Origin of the sequence: Porphyrobacter sp. HT-58-2, assembly GCF_002952215.1 — a bacterium.
Lineage (GTDB): Bacteria > Pseudomonadota > Alphaproteobacteria > Sphingomonadales > Sphingomonadaceae > Erythrobacter.
Map to the genome: position 1 here is coordinate 1,638,117 of NZ_CP022600.1, position 20,413 is coordinate 1,658,529.

Sequence of the window (20,413 nt, forward strand, 5' to 3'; positions counted from 1 at the left end):
GGCGCAGGGCGACAAGTCATAGGGGTTCACAAGGGGCTGGCAAGCCTTTCGCAGAGTGCCAACCCGGGTTTTGCGCCGCTTTCAACGTTTTTGTCAGGGGCAGTCCGGACGCAATAGGTGTCAGCCGTGGCGATAGCCGAGGCTTGCCGGATCGCTCAGGGCGTCCTCGCCCAGCAGCAGCGGCGCGCCGCCGCACGCGGTTACAGTGCCGATGCGGTGCGCTGCCACAGACACCGGCGCAGATGGCGGGGCGGTGAACAGCAGCTCGTAATCATCGCCCCAGCGGATGCAGCTGTCGCGGCGGGCCGGATCGGCAACCGGGATGGCTTCCCGGTCAAGCGCGATGGTGACCTTGCTGGCATTCGCCATACGCCAGCCATCGAGCAGCAAACCGTCGGAAACATCCATCATTGCAGTCACATAAGGGGCAAGTATTCGCCCCTCGGAAAGGCGCGGCATGGGGCGATTGAAGGCTGCAAGGTGATCGGGATCACCCTCGAAGCCGAGCATCGACCGTCCGACCGGGCCGGTGAGGTAAACGTGATCGCCCGGCCTCGCGCCGCTCCGTGCCGGAACCGGCACATGGGTCGCCCGTCCGATCGCCGTCAGGCCGAGGGCGCGCGGGCCTGCCCCGGCAATGGTGTCCCCGCCCAGCAGCGGCACATCGAATGCCTCCAGCGCCTCATGCAAGCCTTTGATAAACCGATCATCATCACGGCCGAGCATATGGCCGATCAGCACGCCGACCGGCTCTGCTCCCTTGGCGGCCAGATCGGAAAGGTTGGTCGCCACCAGCTTCCACGCCACATCGGCCATGTCGGCATCCCCGCGGAAATGCGTGCCTTCAGCCATCATGTCGTGGGTGATGACGAGCGTCTCGCCGCCGACCGACAGAACCGCGCAATCATCCGCCAGATCGCGCGCGCCGGGGTGGAGCGGCAGGCCGCCCAGCGCCTTGATGAAGTCAGCCTCGTTCATGACCGCCAATGCCTAGCCAATCGCCCCCGGCTTGTCGAAACCTCGATGTTCCACGTGAAACAGGGATGGCAAGGCCCTCTCTGGAGGGGGACGAAGCGGGGCGAGAGGGAGTCTGGAGAGGGGCAAGCGCGATCAAGCCCCGGTTAAGACCGTGTCAGCCGCGCGCTTCTTTCGCCACCGCATCCAGAATGCCGTTGACGAACTTGGCCTGCCCATCGTCAAAGAACGCCTTGGCGACCTCGACATATTCGTTGATCGCCACCGGCGCAGGCACGTCGGCACGGGCCAGCAGTTCGTAGGTTCCGGCGCGCAGCACTTGCAGCATCGCCTTGTCGAGCCGCGCAAGGCTCCAGCCGCTCGCCAGCTTGCTCGCCACCACTGCATCGATCTCGTCGCGGCGCGCGTCTACCCCGCGCACGACATCATCGAAGAACGGCACTTCGGCCTCGGCATATTCGGCCTCGTCGAAGGCGTCCTCGTCGATGGTGCGGCCCAGCCGGTGCTGGTGGAATTCGTCGAGCAGCCGGGCAAGCGCGGTGCCTTCCATGTGCTGCTGGTAAAGCGCCTGAACGGCGGCGAGACGCGCAGCCGAGCGGGCCTTGGATCGGGCAGGGGTGTTCATCGGATTCTCAATTCCACGGATTTGGCGTGCGCGGGCAATCCCTCGGCATGGGCGAGTGTGGCAGCAGCAGGGCCGATGGCAGCGAAGGAGGTTTCATCGAGCCCGAGGAAGCTGGTGCGCTTCATGAAGTCGAGCACCGACAGCCCGCTCGAAAAGCGCGCGCGGCGCCCGGTGGGCAGGACGTGGTTGGGCCCGGCGACATAGTCGCCCACGGCTTCCGGCGTCATCCGGCCAAGGAAGATGCTCCCGGCATGGCGGATCGCACCGAGATAGGGCGCGGGGTCATCGACCGCGATTTCGACGTGTTCCGCCGCGAGCCGGTTGGCCAGCGCCGGGGCCTCGGCCAGCAGATCATTGACCACGATCATCACCCCGTGCGCGTCCCAGCTGGCGCGCGCGGTCTTGGCGGTCGACAGCTGCGGAATCTGCAAGTCGATGCAATCCTCCACCTGCCGCGCAAAGCCCGCATCATCGGTGATGAGGATCGATTGCGAGGTCGGGTCGTGTTCGGCCTGCGACAGCAGATCGGCGGCGATCCAGTCGGGATCGTTCCTGCCATCGGCGATGACGAGGATTTCAGACGGCCCGGCCACCATGTCGATCCCCACCACGCCGTAAAGCTGGCGCTTGGCCTCGGCCACCCAGGCATTGCCGGGGCCGGTGATGACGTCGACCGGGCGGATGCGCTCGGTGCCATAGGCCAGCGCGCCCACTGCCTGCGCCCCGCCGATGCGCCAGATCTCGTCCACGCCTGCAATATGCGCAGCGGCGAGCACCAGCGGATTGGTCTGGCCCTTGGGTGTCGGGGTGACGACCACCAGCCGCTCAACCCCCGCCACTCGCGCCGGAATGGCGTTCATCAGCAGCGAGGAAGGATAGGCCGCGCGCCCGCCCGGAACATAAAGCCCCGCCGCATCGACCGCCCGCCAGATCGCACCCAGTCTGACGCCCGCGGCATCGGTATAGTCACGGTCGGCGGGAAGCTGGGCCTGGTGATAGGCGCGGATGCGCGCGGCGGCGAGTTCCAGCGCCTCACGCAGATCGGGGTCGAGGGTGCGATAGGCGTCCTCGCAGGCCTCGCGCGTGATGATCCAGTCGGCATCATCGGCAAGGGCGTAGCCATCGAAGCGGTGGGTGTATTCGGCCAGCGCCGCATCGCCGCGCAGCTTCACCGTCTGGAGAATGTCGGTGACCTGTCCGGCGACATCGCTGTCGGCTTCGCGCCGGGCATCGACGATGCGGGCGAACCTGGCTTCGAAATCGGGCTGGAGGGTGGAGAGGATATTGATCATGCAGCGGCTGCTTTCCGGGCGCGTTCCTCGGCCTCGCGGCGGAAGGCATCCACCAGCGCAGGCACGCGCGGATCGGTCTTCAGCGCGGTGCGGTTGACGATCAGGCGCGCCGAGATTTCGAGGATGACCGAGGTTTCGACCAAGCCGTTTTCGCGCAGCGTCGTGCCGGTCGAGACAAGATCGACGATCTGGCGCGCAAGGCCGAGCGACGGTGCCAGCTCCATCGCGCCGTTGAGCTTCACGCATTCGGCCTGCACGCCCGCCGCTTCGAAATGGCGGCGGGTGAGGCTGGGGTATTTGGTGGCGACCCGCAGGTGGCTGGCGCTGCCGCCCTCGTTGTCGTCGGAGGCAAGGCGGGCGACCGACAGGCGGCAATGCCCGATGCCGAGATCGACCGGTGCATAGAGATCGGCGTAGTCGAATTCCTCGATCACGTCCGAGCCGACAATGCCGACCTGCGCTGCGCCATGGGCAACGAAGGTTGCGACATCAAAGGCGCGCACACGGATCAGGCGCATGTCGGCGCGGTTGGTGCCGAAGGCCAGAGCGCGGCTCTTGGGATTATAGAAGTCTGCATCAGGCTCCACCCCGGCGCGCGCCATCACCGGCAGCGCTTCATCAAGAATGCGGCCCTTGGGAATGGCAAAGGTGAGCTGGCCGGGGTTGCCGGGGTGAGGATTGACGGTCATCTTGGTGGCGGCACTTAGTTAGCGCAGGGCAAAAGGGCAATGGTGATGCAGGGTTCGCCGCAGCGGCCTGATTATGAGGCGGTCGATATGAATATCTTCGGCCCCGATGCGCCCGCGCGCGCCTTTGCCAATCAGGTCGCCTATTGTGCGCGCAACGGCGCGCCGCTCACAGGCCGGGTGCTGACGGCGCTCGGCGCGCTGCTGGCGGCGGGCGAGCAGGGCGCGCTGTTTGATCGAGTGCGCAATTGGCCGGGCGCACCGCTTGCCGACGCCATGCCGCTGCGGGTGACGGGCGGCTTGCACGCGCTCTATCTTGCAGGCGATGCGCCGGAACTGGGCGCCATCTATCGCGGGGAGCCTGCCGATGATGCCGCGCTGATCGCAGGGGTGATCGCGCGCCACGAAGCCGCCCTGCTGCCCTGGCTCGATGGCCCGCCGCAGACCAACGAGGCGGGGCGGTCGTCCAATTTCATCGCGGCAATGCTGTGGCTGGCGGCGCAGGGGTGTCCGCCTCGCTTCCAGTGTCTCGAAATCGGGTCGAGCGCGGGGATCAACCTGATGCTGGATCGCTATGCCTATGACCTTGGCGGAGTGAAGGTCGGTCCACAGGATGCGGCGATGCACCTTGCGCCCGCGTGGATGGGGCCACCGCCGCCTTCGCAGGATATCGCGATTGTCAGCACGAGGGGCTGTGATGTTGCCCCGGTCGACCTCACCGATCCGGCGCAGGCGCTGCGGCTGAAGGCCTACATCTGGCCCGAGCATACCATCCGCTTCGGGCGGATGGACGCCGCAATCCGCGCAGCTTTGGAAAAGAAGCCCGAGATCGTCCCCATGAACGCCGCCGATTTCGTCGAGGCCGAGCTCGCCAGCCCGCAGGAGGCGGCCACCACGCGGGTGCTGATGCACTCGATCGTGTGGCAATATGTGCCGGAGGATCAGCAGGCCCGCATCACCGCCGCGATGGAAGCCGCCCGCGCGAAGGCGACCAGTGAGCGTCCGCTCGCGTGGGTTCAGGTCGAGGCCGACCGCACTGTCCACCGCCACAAGCTCACGGTTCGGTATTGGCCGGGCGGGGGAGGCCGGGAGGTGCAGCTCGCCTGGTCGCACCCGCATGGGGTGGATGTGGAGTGGCTGGTCTAACCCGCCAGAAACGCCTCCATCGCCGCGTTCACCGCATCCGGCGCTTCCCATGGCACGAAATGTCCGCAATCCGGCACGCGCACGATGGTGAGCGGGTCGATGATGTCGTCCAGCCCTTCAAGGTTTTCCGGCGGCAGCGCGAGGTCGTCCAAAGCCCAGATCACCAGTGTCGGGATGGTCAGTTTGGGCAGGGCAGGGGGCGTCCAGCCTTCGGGGATGGCGAAAGGCGCGTCCATCGGCGGCACGTCGATCGGGCTGGCGCGGTAGTAATTGAGCATCCCGAAGGCGGCATCGCGGTTCTGCCAGTCGCGCAGCAGGGCGTCGCGTTCTTCCGGCTCCATCGCCGAGGGACGGTCCCACTTGACCTCCTTCAGCAGCAGCCCGGTCAGACCGTGTTCCTTCACCAGCGCATCATTGGCGGGGTCGCGGAAGCCACGGATATACTGGCTCGCCTCGCGCTGGCCGGGGTGGGTGTAGAGCAGGCGCTGGAAGGTGACGGGGTGCGGCGCATTGGCGATGATGGCGCGGGTGACGCGGGCGTGCTGCCCGCCCAGCGCCACGCCCCAGGCAATTGCGCCGCCCCAGTCATGCCCGACGATGGTGAAATGCGCGATCCCCAGCGCATCGGCCAGCAGGAACACATCGCCGATCAGCTTGTCGGGAGTGTAGGCAGAGACCTCCTGCGGCTTGGACGAGCCGCGGTAGCCGCGCTGGTCGGGGGCGATGCAGCGGAAGCGATCCTTGAAATGCGCGATCTGGTGGCGCCAGGTGCGGTGGCTTTCGGGGAAACCGTGGAGGAAAATCAGCACCGGTGCGTGCGTAGGCCCTTCATCGACGATGTTGAGGTGAATACCATTGGGCAGCGCCACGCGCTTGAGTTCGAACGTGCTCATTCGGCGGCCTCCAGCTTTTCCATGTAGCCTTTCGCGACCATCCCCGCGATCTGATCGAACAGGGCGTCAGGTGTGCGCCGCAGTTCGCCCATCGCCAGCTCGCCGCCCTCGGCGACGATGATCTCGCGTGTTCCGGCGGCGATGGCGTCGAGCATTGCGCGGGCGGCCACATCGGCGGGGATGCCGTTGTCGATGGCGGGATCTGATGTGCCGCGCCGCTCCCCGCCCGCGGTCAGCGCATTGCGCGAGACATTGGTGGCGACCGAGCCGGGGTAGATGGTGTGGACGCTGACGCCGGTCTGCGACAGCTCGGCCCGCAGGGCGTCGGCATAGCCCGCCAGCCCGAACTTCGCCGCGCAATAGGCGGTGCGCATCGGCACCCCGACCTTGCCCGCAATCGAGGAAATGAACCCGAGCGCGCCCGAGCCACGTGTCGCCATGTGGCCGATGAGGCCTTGGCTGAAGGCGATCTGCGCGGTGAGGTCAACTTCGATGATATCGCGGTAGACTTTCATCGAGGTCTTCAGCGCGCGGCTCCTCTGCGAGATGCCCGCATTGGCGAAGGCGATATCGACGCCGCCCTTCCAGCCAATCGCCTTGGCGGTGGCTTCGGCGAGCGCGGCTTCGTCACGCACATCGAAGGGCAGGATCAGGCTCTCGCCGCAATCTGCCGCCACCTCGGCCAGCCGTGCTTCATCCCGGCCCGACAGCACCACGTGCGCGCCGCGCGCCGCCAGTTCGCGCGCGAGGGCTGCGCCGATGCCCGATGATGCCCCGGTGATCCACGCCACCTTGCCCGAATAGTCCATTGCTCTCTCCCTTTGGGACGAAAGGACTAGCGAGCGGGCGGGCGGGGCGCAATCAGGTTGCGATTTGCGACCGGATCATGTCGGCAAGGTTCACCGGGAATACCGCCTCGTCCCAGCTTTCCAGCTCGGCGAGGGTGAACCAGCGGTGCTGCGTCATCAGCGCCTGTTCCAGTGCGGTGTGGCCTGCGGTATCGACGCGGGCCTCGGTAACGCGTACGAGGAAGAAGCGTTCGTCCGCCTGCACCGGCTCGCCTTCGACCGTTATGAACTCGGGCGTCATGCGCGCGATCTGCTCGCCCGGATCGGCATTGATGCCGGTTTCCTCGAACAACTCGCGGCGCGCGGCATCTTCAAAGCTCTCGTCCGGCTCGCATTCGCCGCCCGCCGTCACCCAGAAGGGATCGCGCCCCGGCACGTCATAGCGGAACATCAGCGCGCGCCCCTGCGGATCGAGCACGATCAGCCGGGCCGCGCGGCGCAGGCGCAGGGCCGGATTGAGCACGCTCACGCCTCCGGCACGCTCGCCTTGATCGCCACGGCATGCACCCGCTGGCCGACGATATCGCCCAGCGCCGCAATCACCGCGCGCTGGCGGGCGAGGCGGTTCATGTTCGCAAAGGCAGCCGCTTCGATTGCGATGGTGAAGTGCGATTCGCCCGATCCGTCATCGCCCATGTGGCCCGCATGCTTGGCGCTGTCGTTGATGATCGTCAGGGCCGTGGGGGCAAAGGCTGCGGTCAACAGGGCGTGCATTTCTTCAGCGACGGTTCCGGTCATGCGCTTGGCTCTCCTTTGGCTGGCCTTTGGCTGGGCGCGATGTGGGGCCTGCACTGCGGTTTGCAAAGCCCCCGCCATGCGGCTATCCGGGCGCTGCCATGCCCACATCATTTATTGTCGTCGATGATTTTCTCGAAAACCCGGAGAGCATCCGGCAGACGGCGCTGGGGCTCGACTACCCCGAACAGCAGGGCAATTATCCCGGTCGCAACAGCGTGCAGCGGCTGACCCTGCCGGGTCTGGCGGACTATGTTTCGCATCTGACCGGAGAGCCGCTCAAGCCGGTGGAGCCGCTGGCATCGCATGGCAAGTGCCGGCTGACGCTCGCCAGCGACCCGAAGAATGCGCGCGTCCATGTGGACGATTCGCAGTGGTCGGGGATCCTCTATCTTTCGCGCCCGCAGGACTGCCGGGGCGGCACGCGCTTTTTCCGGCACAAGGCGACCAATACTGATCGTGCGCCGATCAACGACGCCGAAGCGCAGGCGATGGGCTATGCCACGGTGTCGGAGGCCTGCAACACCATCCTTGGGCGCGACAGCCTGCGGCCTGCTGCATGGGAAAAGACCTTCGAAATCCCGATGCGCTTCAACCGGCTGGTGCTGCTGCGCCCGTGGTTCTGGCACACGGCCTGTTCGGGCTTTGGCAATTCGGTCGAGAATGGCCGCTTGATCCAGGTGATGTTCTTCACACTCGATCCGGCCCGGATGCGCTGATTGCAAGACCGGGCGTGATTTTCGCCCTTGGATTTCGCGCTGCCACTTGCCACCTTGCCCGGCCATGCCCTCGCCCCGTTTCCATGGTCGTTATGAAGACAGCGCGCGTCGGTGCGAGGCGCCCGGATGCCGTGAAGCGGGCGAGTTCCGCGCGCCCGGCCGCCGCCCGCATGGCTTCGACGGGCCGGGCGAATGGCGCTGGTTCTGCCTTCAGCACGTCCGCGAGTTCAATGCGGGCTATGACTGGTTCGAAGGCATGAGCGCCGAAGAGATCCTGCGCGCCCAGTCTCCGATTTCCGGGTGGCAAACCGAAAGTCGGGTGTTCCGCCCCACGGCGGGCATCGGCGACACGCCGCGCTGGGCCGACTATGCCGATCCTCTGGATGCCATTTCCGCCCGCGCGCGCGGGATCAAATCGCGTGCCGAGCGCGAGGCGCGCGCCGCGATGGGCGGGCGCTTCAGCCGTGAGGAAGCGCAGGCGCTGGAGGTCATGGGGCTGGGTTCGGACACGGATCGCACACGGCTCAGGCGACGCTATTCGGAACTCGTTCGCCGCTATCACCCTGACCGCAACGGTGGTGACCGGCGGCACGAGGCGCGGCTGACTGCGGTGGTCGATGCCTATCAGCTACTGAAGAAAAGTGCAGCGCTCGCCTAGCCCTGCGACGCCTTGATGATCGCGGCATCTATGGCGTTCGCTTCCGCATAGGCGGGGCGCTGGGTGATGCGATCGACATAGGCGCGGAAAGCCGGGCGTTCGGGGATCGAGCCGAAGCGCAGGCCCCAGACGAACTGGCTGCCGACATAGGTATCGGCCATGGTGAAGCGGCTGCCGGCAATGAAGTCGTTCTTTGACAGCCAGCTATCGAGCGTGTCGAGCGCCAGTTCGAGGCTGCCGAACCCCGCCATCCCCTGTTTGCCCTCGGGCACTTCCCAGCCCATCGCCTTGCCGACCACGGCCTGTTCGAGCGGCCCGGCGGCGAAGAACAGCCAGCGGAAATAGGCGGCCCGTTCGTGCGCGTCGGGCAGCAGGCCTGCCTGCGGGTGGGTTTCGGCGAGGTAGTGGTTGATCGCCGCGCATTCGGTGATGACGTGATCCATGCCGTCAAGGTGATGGACCAGGGTCGGCACCTTGTTCATCGGGTTGAGGCTTTTGAGGATCGCCGGGCGGGTCGCCCAGTCGAACACCACATGTTCGTAATCCGCACCTGCCTCGTGAAGCGCCCAGCGCGCAATCTGTCCGCGGCTCATGGCGACGGTGTAGAAGGTGAACTCGGTCATGGATCGTTGTCTCCCCCGCAGTCTTTATTTTCGCGCCGGTGCTTGCCGGAAAGCCCAGCGCAGGGTGCGGCCCATGCCCCACGTCGCCGCGCGCGCGGGCAGGGCGGTGAGGCGCGGGCGTTGCAGATGCAGCATGGTGCGCGCCCAATCGGGCAGCATGGCCACGGCATCGGCGGTGATCATCGTCTGCACGCTGCGCGGCGTGCCTTGCGGCCGCTGGCTCAGCACCAGTTGCGCGACCTCACGCGCTTCGGGAGAGGTCGCAAGATCGTGGCGCAACAGCCTGAAAATGCGGTCAGCCTCGGCACGGGTCTCCGGCACCGGATCAGCACCCAGCGCCCGCGCGATGACGGCGAACTGGCGGTAATATTCGTCCTGATCGCGCCCCGGCATGTCGGGTCGGACATGGCGCAGATAGCCCGCAAGGAAGCTCTGCGCTTCGGTGACGTGTACCCAGGCGAGCGTGCGCGGGTTGGTCGCCTGATAGGGCGTGCCGTCAGGCAGGGTGCCGCCGACCCGCGCGTGGATGCGGTTCACCCGGTCGATCGCCTTCATCGCTTCGTCGCGGTGGGCAAAGGTGGTGACCGCGATAAAGCGCGCCGTGCGCCGAAGCCGCCCGTGCATATCCTCGCGGAAATTGGAATGGTCGAGCACGCCTTGCAGCGCGTGCGGGTGGAGCATCTGCAGCAGCAGCGCGCGCACCCCACCGGTCATCATGCCGACGATATCGGCATGCACCAGCCGGATCGGCGTATCGCGTTCAAACAGCGCCTCGTCAGAGGGCGGGGTGGGCTGCTGACCCTGTGCCTGATCGTGGAACACGCCGCGCACCTGCGAAACCAGCCTGAGGCGCAGCGATTCGACGGGATCGGCCATGCGCATGACTATAGGAGCGAACCGGGTGCGAGGGAAACGCGCTCGTCAAATTGCCAGCCATTTGCGCCAAACCATGGCTTGCAGGCGCGCGCCATGCGTTCTAACCGAACCCGGCGATGACAAACCCTTCCAAGAACAACGTCACCGGCGAAAACGCCATGCCCTCCCAGCCCGATACCACCGTGGATGTCCGCGAGGTGTTCGGCATCGATGTCGACTGGCAGGTGCCCGCCTTCTCGGTGCGCGACGAGCACGTGCCGGAAACGGACGAGGCCTATGTCTTTGATCCGGACACGACCTTGGCGATTCTGGCGGGCTTTGCGCACAACCGCCGGGTGATGGTGCAGGGCTATCACGGCACCGGCAAATCGACCCATATCGAACAGGTCGCCGCGCGGCTGAACTGGCCTTCGATCCGCGTCAACCTTGATGCGCACATCAGCCGCATTGATCTGGTCGGGCGCGATGCGATCGTGCTCAAGGACGGGCTTCAGGTGACCGAATTCAAGGAAGGTATCCTGCCCTGGGCGCTCCAGCACCCGGTGGCGCTGACCTTCGACGAATATGACGCGGGCCGCCCGGACGTGATGTTCGTGATCCAGCGCGTGCTGGAGTTCGATGGCCGGTTGACGCTGCTCGATCAGAACCGGGTGATCACGCCCAACCCGTTCTTCCGCCTGTTCGCGACCACCAACACGGTCGGCCTTGGCGATACCAGTGGGCTGTATCACGGCACGCAGGCGATCAATCAGGCGCAGATGGACCGCTGGAACATCGTCGTCGCGCTCAATTACCTGGCGCCCAATGTCGAACAGCAGATCGTCAAGTCGAAGACGCCGCAGGCCGACGACAAGCTGATCGCAGACATGGTCAAGGTCGCCGAACTGACCCGTCAGGGCTTCATGAACGGCGACATCTCGACCGTGATGAGCCCGCGCACGGTGATCACCTGGGCGCAGAATGCGGCGATCTTCGGATCGACCGGCTTCGCCTTCCGCCTCAGCTTCCTCAACAAGTGCGACGAGGCGGAGCGCACCCTAGTGGCCGAATACTACCAGCGGGTGTTCGGCGAAGACCTGCCGGAAGGCGCGGCGAAGAAGCGGTAGGCGATGGGATTACCCAGTCTTCTTGAGGACATCGTCCAGAAGCGGATAGATGCCTTTCTTCAAGCAGAGCTTTCATCTGCCCAGATTTACACACGCGAAGACTTTAAGCGAGTGTTGTCACATATGGGCGTAAGTGCCCGAAACCTACTCAGCGTATCTGATGATGAACTTGTTGAAATTTCAGAATTTTTTGCGCGGGATGCAGAGGAATGCCGGTTGACGGCAGCGAGGCTCGCTAAGGAAAATCAAGATTTGCGCGCTGCTAATGATCGGGCGGAAGCTGACATTTCAAGTCTCCGGAGCAAAGTCTTCGAAGCGCATAAAAAAGCTAAGACCCTCGAAAAAGACCTTGCGAAACGGTCTTCCGATTTGTTGAAGCGCAATCAAGAGATCAAAGTTCTTAAGGCTGAAGTTGGCCAGTTAAAGTCGATGGTTGAGGGCTTGCGGGCTCTCAGTAAGCTCGTAGATCGCAAGTAAGCGGCAATTTTTTGACCGCTTGCCCTCAAGTGTCCTAGGCTGATAACACAGCCCTTAACCATGGCGTTCTTCGACCGATTCCGGAAAGGCTCCCGCGCGCGAGATGATGAACGCGCGACGACGCCTGCCGGGTTCTATCCGCTCTACGAATCCGCTCGCCCGGTCGATCCCGACGATGAGGATGACGAGGACAATCTCCCGCGCCCGCGCGCCTCGGCGACGCCGGATTTCGATGCGTGGGATGCCAAGCTGTCGGGGATCGACGCGGCGCTCGAAGTCGAGGAGCAGCGCCGCCTGCGCTGGTGGCAGCGCGATTACTGGCGCGCGCGCTCGCGCCTATGGTGGGCGGGGCGCAGCATCATGGCAGGCTTTGCGCTGTTCGCCCTGCTGATCGGCTGGCTCACCATAACCGCGCCGCTTTCGAAAAGCCTTGAACCCATTGCTCCGCCGCAGGTGACGCTGCTCGCAAGTGACGGCACGCCCATCGCGCGGCAGGGGGCGGTTGTCGAAGCCCCGGTCAAGGTCGCCGACTTGCCGCCCCACGTAGTGCAGGCCTTCATCGCGATCGAGGATCGGCGGTTCTATTCGCACTGGGGCATCGACCCGCGCGGCATCGCCCGGGCGGCGTGGACCGGCTATGGCGGCGGCTCGACCATCACCCAGCAGCTCGCCAAATTCACCTTCCTTACCCCCGAACAGAGCCTCAGCCGCAAGGCGCGCGAGGCGCTGATCGCCTTCTGGCTGGAGGCGTGGCTGACCAAGGACGAGATCCTCGAACGCTATTTGTCCAATGCCTATTTCGGCGACAACCAGTATGGCCTGCGGGCGGCCAGTCTGCATTACTTCTACCGCCAGCCTGAAAAGCTGAAGCCCGAACAGGCGGCGATGCTTGCCGGATTGTTGCAGGCGCCTTCGCGCTATGCACCGACGAAGCACTATGACAAGGCGCAGAAACGCATGGAGCTGGTCATCCGCTCGATGGTCGAGGAAGGCTATCTGACCGAGGCTGAGGCCCGTGCGCTGCCCGATCCGCGCATCGACGTGCGCACCCGCGACGATAACCTGCCGACCGGCACCTATTTTGCCGACTGGGCGCTGCCGCTGGCGCGCGAGGGGATGGAGGCGAGCTATTCGAAACAGACGCTCACCACCACGCTCGATTCCCGCCTTCAGTCGCTGGCCAACCGCGTGGTATCGCGTGCGCCACTGGGCAGAGCGCAGGTTGCGCTGGTGGCGATGCGCCGCAATGGCGAGGTGGTGGCGATGGTGGGCGGGAGAAACTACGCCGATTCCTCCTTCAACCGCGCCACGCAGGCGCGCCGCCAGCCGGGCTCGACCTTCAAGACCTTCGTCTATCTCACCGCGCTGGAAGAAGGCTGGGAACCGGATGATACCATCCCCAACACCCCGATCACGCAAGGCAGTTATCGCCCCAAAAACGCGCGGGAACGCTACTCCGATCAGATCACGCTGGAGGATGCCTTCGCCCAATCCAGCAATGTCGCGGCCGTCCGGCTGTTTCAGGCGGTGGGCAGCGACAAGGTGATCCGCAATGCCCGCAAGCTGGGCATCAGCGCTGACATGCCTGAAGGCGATCCCAGCCTCGCGCTCGGCACCTCGGCGATGACGTTGATGGAGCTGACTGCCGCCTATGCCGGGATTGCCGCCAATGATTACCCGGTCGAACCCCATGCCTTCGCGCGGGGCGAGCCGGGGTGGTGGGAATGGCTGACAACGCGCAAGGATTCAATGTCCTCGCGCGTTCACAAGGACCTTGAAGCGATGCTGCGCGCCGCGATCAACCGCGGCACGGGCCGTAATGCCGTGCTGCCGATCGCCAATTTCGGCAAGACCGGCACCACGCAGGATTACCGCGATGCGCTGTTCGTGGGCTATGCGGGCGATCTGGTTGTGGGGGTATGGGTCGGCAATGATGACAACACCCCGATGCAGGGCGTGACCGGCGGCAGCACGCCTGCGCGCATCTGGCGGGATTTCATGCGCGGTGCGCTGAAGATCGAGGCTGCCCCAGCGCCACGGTCCACTGCCTCGCCCGACCCGGAAGGACCGGTCCAGCCGTTGGACGTGGAGGGCGGGCAGATCCCGCTCGGGCAGGATGGTACGATTCTCCAGATCGACGGCAATGGCGTGACGCTGCGGCAGGAAGGCGTGCCGGTCGAGGTGCGGTTGGATCAGGGCGGGGTGGCCGTGCAGCCCACACCTGCACCTGCGCCCGCGCCCGGCGCGACGCCGCCGCCTTAGTATGTTGCAGACCTCCCGGCCCTCAAACCATCAATATATTCATCACCGCCGTTGCAATCGGACGGTTGCGATCATCCTGCCAGGCCTCGACCGTCACATTGGCGTTGCGGCGTCCCAGCCGGGTGATGCGCCCGACAGCAAAACTCGCGCGCGATTTGCCCGCCGCAAGATATTGCACCGTGATGTTGATCGGCTTCAGCAACGGATCGCGCCCAGCTGCCGTCAGCGCAGCGTGGAGCGCGGCGTAGCCGGCGGTCTCCAGCAGGCCGGCAGTGGCCCCGCCATGGAAATGCGCCGGGCGGCCTTCGACATTCGGCCCGAAATCGACCGAAACCACCGGCATTCCGGCCTCCTCGTCGCAGATCGTGATCCCGAGCGAGCGGGCATAGGCAGGCAGTTCGAGCATCTCAGTCATCACCCAAGGCTGTGGCCAGAGCGGGGTTTTCCTTTCGCGGATCGGCGGCGATGGTCATGAACACGCCCGCGACATGGGCAACCGGATCCTCCGGGTTGCCATCATGGGCTATCCCCCGGACGAAGGCTGCGGAGCGGGTTGTGCGATAGCATTCCACCCGTCCGCGTACGCTGGCCCCTTCGCGCGCCGGGCGCTGGTAATCGACCCTGAGATCGAGCGTGGCAACCGGATTGAAAGTGCGGCTGGCCTGCCAGATTGCCATGCCGCTGGCCATGTCCATCAGGCTGATGATCGGCCCGGAGGCGAGCACGCCGCTCTTGCTGTCGCCGACCAGATCCTCGCGCCAGGGCAATTCCAGTTCGACCCAGTTTTCGCCCTGTTCGGTGAACCTCAGGCCAAGCCAGCCAGTGTGGCCGTGGCGGAAGAACCAACGTGATGCTTCGCGGGCATCAAACCGGGCGGGGGGTGTGTTCATGGGCCGGTGCATAGGGGCGGGCGCAGGCGGGTTACAATCATTTAATTTCGGGAGAGCGCAAGCCTGGGCCAGCATCGACGGCGGCCGTCCGGCGTTGGGCCGACGCTGCCAATCCAAGGAGAGCATCATGGATCTACCCCGTATCAGCCTTGACCAGATTCCCGGGCTTGATGACGCACAGGCGCTGTTCGGCTCGGTGCTGCAGGCCGGTGGCCCGATCGACGACCGCATCGTGGACATCATGGTTTTCCTCTACGAAGTGCTGCCCCCGGCTCCGACGCTCTGAGCGCACGGGAAGGCACGAGAATGCAGGTCGATACGGCCATTGCATCGCTGCGGAGCCAGCGCGTTCCGCAGCCTCGCGTGGATGCCGCGCTGGCGCTCTGGCAGGAGCAGGAGCCTGCTGCCGGAGTGCTGGCTGATCTGGCGGCCTATGGCGCGGGCGCGGCCCTTGACGATCTGGCGGCGCTGTCCGCCGTAATAGTCGCGCCTCCCATGGCCGAAGCCCTCGTGCAGGGACTGATCGCGCCGTTGATGGAAGCCTTGGAGGCCGAGCCGCTGGCGCAGTTGCCATTCGGCACCTCTGCCATGCCCGGCCTCGCCCGCATCCGGATGGCGCAGAGCGGCCGCGCGGCGCTGACATTGGCGGCCTTTGCGCCTCGCCCCGCAGCGCCCGCCCGGTCGGTGCTGTTCGAGGATGGCGAAGTGCACGAGATCGTGCTGGCGGGAGCGGCGCGCGCGGCGCTTTACCGGCTCACGGGGGAGGGCCTTGCCGAGACCCGGATTGATTGTCGCCCGGCAACCCGGATGATCCGCAAGGACGGACGCACCGCCCGCCATATCCTCGCCGTGACAAAGCCGCTGCTGGTGCTGCAACTGACCCGCGAGGCTGCCGACCCCGGCCCGGCACGCGAACACGCCTTGCCCGGCGGGGCATTGCTCAAGACCATCAGCGGATCGAAGCGCGCCAGCCAGCAAATGATGGCGCTTGCCGTGCTGGGCGCGCTGGAACACCGTCCGGCGCTGGCAGCGATGGAAGACCTTGCCTGCAACCTGTCCGCCGAACGTGACCTGAGGTGGGAGGCGCTGCGGCAGGTGCTGGGGCTCGATACGGCCGCGGGCATGGCACTGCTGGCCCGGCTGGCCGCGCATGATGGCGATGCGCTGGCCGGGCCTGCGGCGAAGCTGCGCCGCGATCTCCTCGCCGCGCAGCCTGCGCTTGTCATGCTGGAGCCTGCCTGATGCCGTTGGTGATCGACAATCCCTCCTCCGACAGTTGTTCGCTGAAGGAATGCATCGCCGCGCTGGGCGACATCGGTTTCGACGCCGATGATCCCGCCAGCACCCGTGCAGCGGCCGACTGGCTGCGGCGGTTGGCCAATAACCGCACCTTCCTTGGTGACGTGCTGATCGACCGGCTGGCGGGGCGCGGCGGAGATGAAATCGCCAGCGGCTATGGCCCGCAGGCGATTGTGCTCAGTCGTCCGCGCGACAATTGCCCCGGTGCAGCGTTCCTGCGCGCAGCGATCTGGCCATCCCCGCGCGATCACGTGTTCCAGACCAGCGGCGCGGGCAGCTTTGTCTATGGCGCGCCGCATGATCACAATTTCGATTTTCTCACAGTCGGTTACTGCGGGCCGGGCTATGCCAGCGACTATTACGAGTATGATTACGAGGCTGTCGCGGGCTATCCGGGCGAGGATGCGGGGCTGCGCTTTATCGAGCGTTCGGTGCTCTCGCCCGGCAAGCTGATGCTCTATCGCCGCCATGCCGATGTTCACAGCCAGTTGCCGCCTGAACGGCTTTCGGTGTCGGTCAACGTGATGCGGCTCGATCCGGCGCAGGGGTGGCACGATCAGTATGGGTTCGATCTGAAGGCCGGCACGGTGACGCGCTGGCTCAACCCGCTCGCGGCCGAGGCCTTTCTGCGGGTCGCGGTGGCGAGCGGGGCGCCGGGCGCGTGGGACTATGCCGCGTGGGTCGGGACGCGCCATCCCAGCGAGCGGATGCGCCTTGCCAGTTTCGAGGCCCGGGCAGAGATGCTGGACAAGCCTGCCGAAGTCGACGCGCTGTGGCGCGCGGGGGAGCTGTCGGGCAGCCGGATGGTGGCAGGCGCGGCGCGGATGCGGCGGGGATTGCTCGAACAACCGTAACGCCGTTCGTGTCGAGCGCAGTCGAGACACATTGGACAAGCCTCTCGACTGCGCTCGAGGCGAACGGAGGTGGTGCCTAAAGCACGCCGCCTGCCAGCCGGTCGATCGCGCCTTGCAGGATCACCGCTGCGGCATGGGCGTCGATCGCGGCGGCGCGTTTGGCGCGGCTCATGTCCATGCCGATCATCGCAGCCTCGGCGGCCTGCGTCGACCAGCGTTCGTCCCACAGCAGGACGGGCAGGGCAAAGGCTTCTGCCATATTGCGGGCATAGGCGCGGGAGGCTTGTGCGCGTGACCCCTCGCTGCCGTCCATGTTGCGCGGCAGGCCGAGCACGATCCCCTTGACGCTCCGGCTCTTGATCAGCGCCGCCAGCGTCTCGCGGTCGCGGCCCCATTTGCCGCGCTGGATCGTGGCGTTGTTGGTGGCAAAGCGCCATCCGGCATCGCACAGCGCTGTGCCGAGCGTCTTGGTGCCGAGATCAAGACCCAGCAACACGCCGCCTTCCCCCAGCGCCGCTCCGAAGCCGCGCGCGTCCTCGAAGATCAAGCGGCCGGTGTCCACGCTTCCACCCGGCGGATCACGTCGGCCTTGGTGTTCGCCCAGAACAGCGGCAGGTCATAGACGTGGTAATTGTTGCCCGGCAGCACGTAGGATCCCATTTCCGGCGGCGGGCCGATCAGCAGAATGCCGTTCTTGTCGCAGCGGGCAGGGACGAGATTGGGTTGGAGCGCGCCCTTGTCCATGCTGTCTTCCGGCACCAGTGTGCCGAGATTGGCACTGGCCGGCGCGCTGCCGCCGATCAGGCCGGTCAGCGGGTTGGAACACAGCATCGGGCTGTTTCCCGGCGCTGTGCCGTCAAGCGCCGGGGTCTCGCCATAGGCGCGCAGCACCTGCGCCGGTTCGGCCGGTTCGGCAAAGCTCGACCAACTGATAACGCAGCCGGTCTGGTCGGTCGCGGCGCAGGCGGGAATGCCCATCACCGGCAGATCGTGCAGGGTCGAAACTGGCCAGCCGATCACATAGGCGGCCACCAGACGTCCGGCGAGGGGCGAACCCTTCACTTCCTCGGCGATCAGCCGCTTCAGATGCAGCGCGCCTTGCGAATGGCCCGCCAGCACGATTGGCGTATCGGGCGCGACGCTGGAGAGGAAATAGCGGAACGCCTCGCGTACGTCGGCATAGGCGGCATCGATCGCGCGGCGGCCCTCCGGCGCGTCGGTCAGGAAGGCGCCCATCGTCGCCTGCCGGTAACGCGGCGCCCAGATTTCGCTCGCCGCGTTGAAGGGGCTCGCCATGCGCGCGCAGGTAGACCCGGGCGATCCGTTCAGCCTCTGGATCGCCGCCATTGTCGAGCGGTGCGTTCCAGCTGGCGCGGTTGAGGTAGCTGGTGGGGTGGACGAAGAACACCGCGAAGGGCTTTACCGGCGGCTCGGCCGGGGTGGGCAGCAGACCCCGGTCCGAAGCATAGGCCGGCTGCCAGCGCGCCGGGTCGCTCACGCCGATGCCGGGGCGCGAGAACCACAGGCCGGGGTCTTCATAGGCGTTGGTCTCAAGCGGTTTGACCGGAGTGAATTCGGTCGATGGTACCAGCGCGATCTGCGCCAGTTCTTCCTGAAACAACTCGTAAAGGATGCGCCCGCCGATCACGAGCACGATGCAGAAGGCAACGAAATAGAGGAACTTGCGCGCCATGCTTCAGATCACTTGGCGGCTTGGCCTTCGGCCAACGCAGGCCGCAGGGTGGTCCACGCCCGATCGCCGCGCAGGCTGGAGAACCAGGTCGCCGGGTTCCAGGTGGTTGATCCATCAAGGCTGAAGGTGATGAACTCCGCGCGCCCGCCGATATTCGCCATCGGTACCCCGTCACCCAGCCCGTTTTCTGCCGCGCCGGCGCGGCTGTCGGCGCTCTGATCGCGGTTGTCGCCCATTACGAAGACACTGTCGTCAGGCACGGTATAGGGGCCGTAATTGTCGAGCGACTGATCGGTGTAGTCGATCGTGAGATAGGTCGCGCCATTGGGCAGGGTTTCGCGCCACGTCGGCGGGGCGAAGTATTCCTGCCCATCCGGCCCGGTCTCGCGATAGGCTTCGAAGGCGGTGAGGCACGGGCCGTCCTTGCACAGCAGCGTGGGCTCGAACGGCAAGCGCACCGATGGGACGACTTCGCGCTTGATCGGTTGACCGTTGAGGATGATCTGCCCGGCCCGCACTTCGATCGTATCGCCCGGCAAGGCGACCACGCGCTTGATGTAATCCTCATCGCGGATCGGGTGGACGGGAATCACGATGTCGCCATATTCGGGCGTCGCGGCCCACACCCGCCAATCGCCACGCGGCAGCAGGTGGAAGCTCGCCGAGGCCCATGACCAGCCATAGGGATATTTGCTCACCACCAGCCGGTCGCCCACCCACAAGGTCGGCATCATCGAGGTTGAGGGGATGTAGAACGGCTTGGCAACGAGACTGTGGAAGGCCAGCACAGCCAGCAGCATCAGCGCCAGACCACGGATCTCGGCGAGCCAATCGACCTTCTGTGGTTGTCCGGGGGCGCTGGTTTCGGTCACTTGCGGGGTCTCGGTGGTTGCCATGTCGGGGAGAGCCGTTCAGAGGATGGGGATGGCTTCGATGATCACGAAGGCCTGCGCCCATGGGTGATCGTCGGTGAGTGTCAGATGAATGCGCGCCTCATGGCCTTTCGGTGTCATTTCTTCAAGCCGCAAAGCCGCGCCGCCGGTCAGCGCCAGCGTTGGCGCGCCTGAAGCGGCGTTGACCACGCCGATATCCTTCATGAACACCCCGCGCTTGAACCCGGTGCCGACCGCCTTGGAGAAGGCCTCCTTGGCGGCGAAGCGTTTGGCGTAGGTGCCGGCGATGGTGAAGGGGCGGCGGCGGGCCTTGGCGATCTCGATCTCGGTGAAGACGCGGCTCTCGAAACGCTCGCCATAGCGTGCGAGCGAATTGGCGATCCGTTCGATATTGCAGAGGTCGGAGCCCATGCCGATGATCACAACAAGCCTTTCGTTTGCGTGCTGGAACGGTCGCGCAGCGACCGCAAGGCCGACTGGCCGCCCGCAGCGGAAGCGAAGCTGAACCGCCGCAGGCGGGACACCCGGCCTTCAGGCCGCGTGAGCGAGGATATCGCTCGCCGGAGGGCGAGCGTAATCAAGAAAACGCCCTGATCATCACCGCCACCAGCAGGCCGATGGCGACCACGTGGAGCATCACCTGCGCCTTGAACAGCGGGTGGGCGAAATCGCCCTTGGCCACCCTGCTTGCGCCGACGAAGCCGACAATCATCAGTGCCACCCAGCCGACGGCGAAGACCTGCATCACCCCGGTGTTGAGTGCAAAGCCAAGAAAACCGACGGCCAGCAGGAACAGCCCCGCCGCGGCGAAGGCCCAGCGTTTCTGCTCCGGGGTGAGGGGAGGGAGGTCGGGCTCGGCCATG

At 65.7% G+C, this 20,413-nt stretch carries 26 protein-coding genes; 9 read left to right on the forward strand and 17 right to left on the reverse strand.

Features of this window, described 5'->3' with window-relative positions; genetic code table 11:
* Window positions 1-120: 120 nt before the first annotated feature.
* The 4 genes from thiL to hisG all read right to left on the reverse strand — a co-directional run bounded on the left by thiL (window position 121) and on the right by hisG (window position 3,581).
* Complete coding sequence (thiL, locus tag CHX26_RS07725; protein WP_104941867.1) at window positions 121-978, reverse strand: thiamine-phosphate kinase; 858 nt, start codon at window positions 976-978, stop codon at window positions 121-123.
* A gap of 154 nt (window positions 979-1,132) precedes the next feature.
* Window positions 1,133-1,600, reverse strand: coding sequence for a transcription antitermination factor NusB (gene nusB, locus CHX26_RS07730; RefSeq protein WP_104941868.1), 468 nt, complete (start codon window positions 1,598-1,600; stop codon window positions 1,133-1,135).
* Window positions 1,597-2,892, reverse strand: a complete 1,296-nt coding sequence (hisD, locus tag CHX26_RS07735; RefSeq protein ID WP_104941869.1) for a histidinol dehydrogenase — start codon at window positions 2,890-2,892, stop codon at window positions 1,597-1,599. The genes nusB and hisD overlap by 4 nt, the downstream gene beginning before the upstream one ends.
* A complete protein-coding gene (hisG, locus tag CHX26_RS07740) occupies window positions 2,889-3,581 on the reverse strand; it encodes an ATP phosphoribosyltransferase (RefSeq protein ID WP_104941870.1) in 693 nt (230 codons plus the stop codon). Before hisG ends, hisD begins: the two co-directional genes overlap by 4 nt.
* Before the next feature lie 45 nt (window positions 3,582-3,626).
* Between hisG and CHX26_RS07745 the strand changes: the two genes are divergently transcribed.
* Entirely contained in the window at window positions 3,627-4,724 is a 1,098-nt protein-coding gene (locus CHX26_RS07745; protein ID WP_233997072.1) for a DUF2332 domain-containing protein, read from the forward strand.
* Here the strand turns inward: CHX26_RS07745 and CHX26_RS07750 are convergent.
* Genes CHX26_RS07750 through CHX26_RS07765 form a run of 4 tightly spaced genes read right to left on the reverse strand, consistent with a single transcriptional unit; the run spans window position 4,721 to window position 7,203 of the window.
* Complete coding sequence (locus CHX26_RS07750) at window positions 4,721-5,617, reverse strand: alpha/beta fold hydrolase (RefSeq protein WP_104941871.1); 897 nt, start codon at window positions 5,615-5,617, stop codon at window positions 4,721-4,723. The two genes, CHX26_RS07745 and CHX26_RS07750, sit on opposite strands and share 4 nt — an antisense overlap.
* Window positions 5,614-6,426, reverse strand: coding sequence for an SDR family NAD(P)-dependent oxidoreductase (locus tag CHX26_RS07755; protein ID WP_104941872.1), 813 nt, complete (start codon window positions 6,424-6,426; stop codon window positions 5,614-5,616). Before CHX26_RS07755 ends, CHX26_RS07750 begins: the two co-directional genes overlap by 4 nt.
* 52 nt (window positions 6,427-6,478) lie before the next feature.
* Complete coding sequence (locus CHX26_RS07760; RefSeq protein WP_104941873.1) at window positions 6,479-6,934, reverse strand: NUDIX hydrolase; 456 nt, start codon at window positions 6,932-6,934, stop codon at window positions 6,479-6,481.
* Window positions 6,931-7,203 (reverse strand): BolA family protein, encoded by a 273-nt coding sequence (locus CHX26_RS07765; protein ID WP_104941874.1) that lies wholly within the window; start codon window positions 7,201-7,203, stop codon window positions 6,931-6,933. Before CHX26_RS07765 ends, CHX26_RS07760 begins: the two co-directional genes overlap by 4 nt.
* Window positions 7,204-7,301: 98 nt before the next feature.
* On the opposite strand from CHX26_RS07765, the gene CHX26_RS07770 reads away from it, so the two are divergent.
* Together CHX26_RS07770 and CHX26_RS07775 are read left to right on the forward strand one after the other, a co-directional pair.
* Window positions 7,302-7,919, forward strand: coding sequence for a DUF6445 family protein (locus CHX26_RS07770; RefSeq protein WP_104941875.1), 618 nt, complete (start codon window positions 7,302-7,304; stop codon window positions 7,917-7,919).
* A gap of 64 nt (window positions 7,920-7,983) precedes the next feature.
* On the forward strand, window positions 7,984-8,577 hold the full coding sequence (locus CHX26_RS07775; protein WP_104941876.1) for a J domain-containing protein: 594 nt from the start codon (window positions 7,984-7,986) through the stop codon (window positions 8,575-8,577).
* On the opposite strand, the gene CHX26_RS07780 is transcribed toward CHX26_RS07775, so the two are convergent.
* Window positions 8,574-9,200 (reverse strand): glutathione S-transferase family protein, encoded by a 627-nt coding sequence (locus CHX26_RS07780; RefSeq protein WP_104941877.1) that lies wholly within the window; start codon window positions 9,198-9,200, stop codon window positions 8,574-8,576. The two genes, CHX26_RS07775 and CHX26_RS07780, sit on opposite strands and share 4 nt — an antisense overlap.
* Window positions 9,201-9,224: 24 nt before the next feature.
* Entirely contained in the window at window positions 9,225-10,076 is an 852-nt protein-coding gene (locus CHX26_RS07785) for an oxygenase MpaB family protein (protein ID WP_104943336.1), read from the reverse strand.
* Between the two features lie 116 nt (window positions 10,077-10,192).
* Here CHX26_RS07785 and cobS point away from each other — a divergent pair, with 116 nt between their 5' ends.
* Genes cobS through CHX26_RS07800 form a run of 3 tightly spaced genes read left to right on the forward strand, consistent with a single transcriptional unit; the run spans window position 10,193 to window position 13,921 of the window.
* The gene (cobS, locus tag CHX26_RS07790) at window positions 10,193-11,182 is read left to right on the forward strand and encodes a cobaltochelatase subunit CobS (protein WP_104941878.1); all 990 of its coding nucleotides are present in this window, start codon (window positions 10,193-10,195) and stop codon (window positions 11,180-11,182) included.
* Window positions 11,183-11,185: 3 nt separating this feature from the next.
* Window positions 11,186-11,659, forward strand: a complete 474-nt coding sequence (locus CHX26_RS07795; protein ID WP_104941879.1) for a hypothetical protein — start codon at window positions 11,186-11,188, stop codon at window positions 11,657-11,659.
* A 60-nt stretch (window positions 11,660-11,719) separates the two neighbouring features.
* Window positions 11,720-13,921: a transglycosylase domain-containing protein gene (locus CHX26_RS07800; protein WP_104941880.1), complete on the forward strand. Its 2,202-nt coding sequence runs from the start codon at window positions 11,720-11,722 to the stop codon at window positions 13,919-13,921.
* Window positions 13,922-13,943: 22 nt separating this feature from the next.
* Here the strand turns inward: CHX26_RS07800 and CHX26_RS07805 are convergent, their stop codons facing one another.
* Together CHX26_RS07805 and CHX26_RS07810 are read right to left on the reverse strand one after the other, a co-directional pair.
* Window positions 13,944-14,336: a PaaI family thioesterase gene (locus CHX26_RS07805; RefSeq protein ID WP_104941881.1), complete on the reverse strand. Its 393-nt coding sequence runs from the start codon at window positions 14,334-14,336 to the stop codon at window positions 13,944-13,946.
* Entirely contained in the window at window positions 14,329-14,811 is a 483-nt protein-coding gene (locus CHX26_RS07810; RefSeq protein ID WP_104941882.1) for a PaaI family thioesterase, read from the reverse strand. The genes CHX26_RS07805 and CHX26_RS07810 overlap by 8 nt, the downstream gene beginning before the upstream one ends.
* A gap of 127 nt (window positions 14,812-14,938) precedes the next feature.
* Here CHX26_RS07810 and CHX26_RS15865 point away from each other — a divergent pair, with 127 nt between their 5' ends.
* Genes CHX26_RS15865 through CHX26_RS07820 form a run of 3 tightly spaced genes read left to right on the forward strand, consistent with a single transcriptional unit; the run spans window position 14,939 to window position 16,964 of the window.
* On the forward strand, window positions 14,939-15,097 hold the full coding sequence (locus CHX26_RS15865) for a hypothetical protein (RefSeq protein WP_172449741.1): 159 nt from the start codon (window positions 14,939-14,941) through the stop codon (window positions 15,095-15,097).
* A 20-nt stretch (window positions 15,098-15,117) separates the two neighbouring features.
* Window positions 15,118-16,053 (forward strand): hypothetical protein, encoded by a 936-nt coding sequence (locus CHX26_RS07815; protein WP_146107681.1) that lies wholly within the window; start codon window positions 15,118-15,120, stop codon window positions 16,051-16,053.
* Entirely contained in the window at window positions 16,053-16,964 is a 912-nt protein-coding gene (locus CHX26_RS07820) for a transposase (protein ID WP_199797819.1), read from the forward strand. The genes CHX26_RS07815 and CHX26_RS07820 overlap by 1 nt, the downstream gene beginning before the upstream one ends.
* Window positions 16,965-17,040: 76 nt before the next feature.
* Here CHX26_RS07820 and ruvX read toward each other — a convergent pair whose 3' ends face one another.
* The 5 genes from ruvX to CHX26_RS07845 all read right to left on the reverse strand — a co-directional run bounded on the left by ruvX (window position 17,041) and on the right by CHX26_RS07845 (window position 20,412).
* Window positions 17,041-17,526 carry a Holliday junction resolvase RuvX gene (gene ruvX, locus CHX26_RS07825; RefSeq protein ID WP_104941884.1) on the reverse strand — a complete coding sequence of 162 codons (486 nt, stop codon included), beginning with the start codon at window positions 17,524-17,526 and terminating at the stop codon, window positions 17,041-17,043.
* On the reverse strand, window positions 17,508-18,260 hold the full coding sequence (locus tag CHX26_RS07830; RefSeq protein WP_335682287.1) for a DUF3089 domain-containing protein: 753 nt from the start codon (window positions 18,258-18,260) through the stop codon (window positions 17,508-17,510). The genes ruvX and CHX26_RS07830 overlap by 19 nt, the downstream gene beginning before the upstream one ends.
* A gap of 405 nt (window positions 18,261-18,665) precedes the next feature.
* A complete protein-coding gene (gene lepB, locus CHX26_RS07835) occupies window positions 18,666-19,553 on the reverse strand; it encodes a signal peptidase I (protein WP_104941885.1) in 888 nt (295 codons plus the stop codon).
* 15 nt (window positions 19,554-19,568) lie between these two features.
* Window positions 19,569-19,973: a holo-ACP synthase gene (gene acpS / locus CHX26_RS07840; RefSeq protein WP_104941886.1), complete on the reverse strand. Its 405-nt coding sequence runs from the start codon at window positions 19,971-19,973 to the stop codon at window positions 19,569-19,571.
* A 154-nt stretch (window positions 19,974-20,127) separates the two neighbouring features.
* Window positions 20,128-20,412: a pyridoxal phosphate biosynthetic protein gene (locus tag CHX26_RS07845; protein WP_104941887.1), complete on the reverse strand. Its 285-nt coding sequence runs from the start codon at window positions 20,410-20,412 to the stop codon at window positions 20,128-20,130.
* Between the last annotated feature and the right edge of the window lies 1 nt (window position 20,413).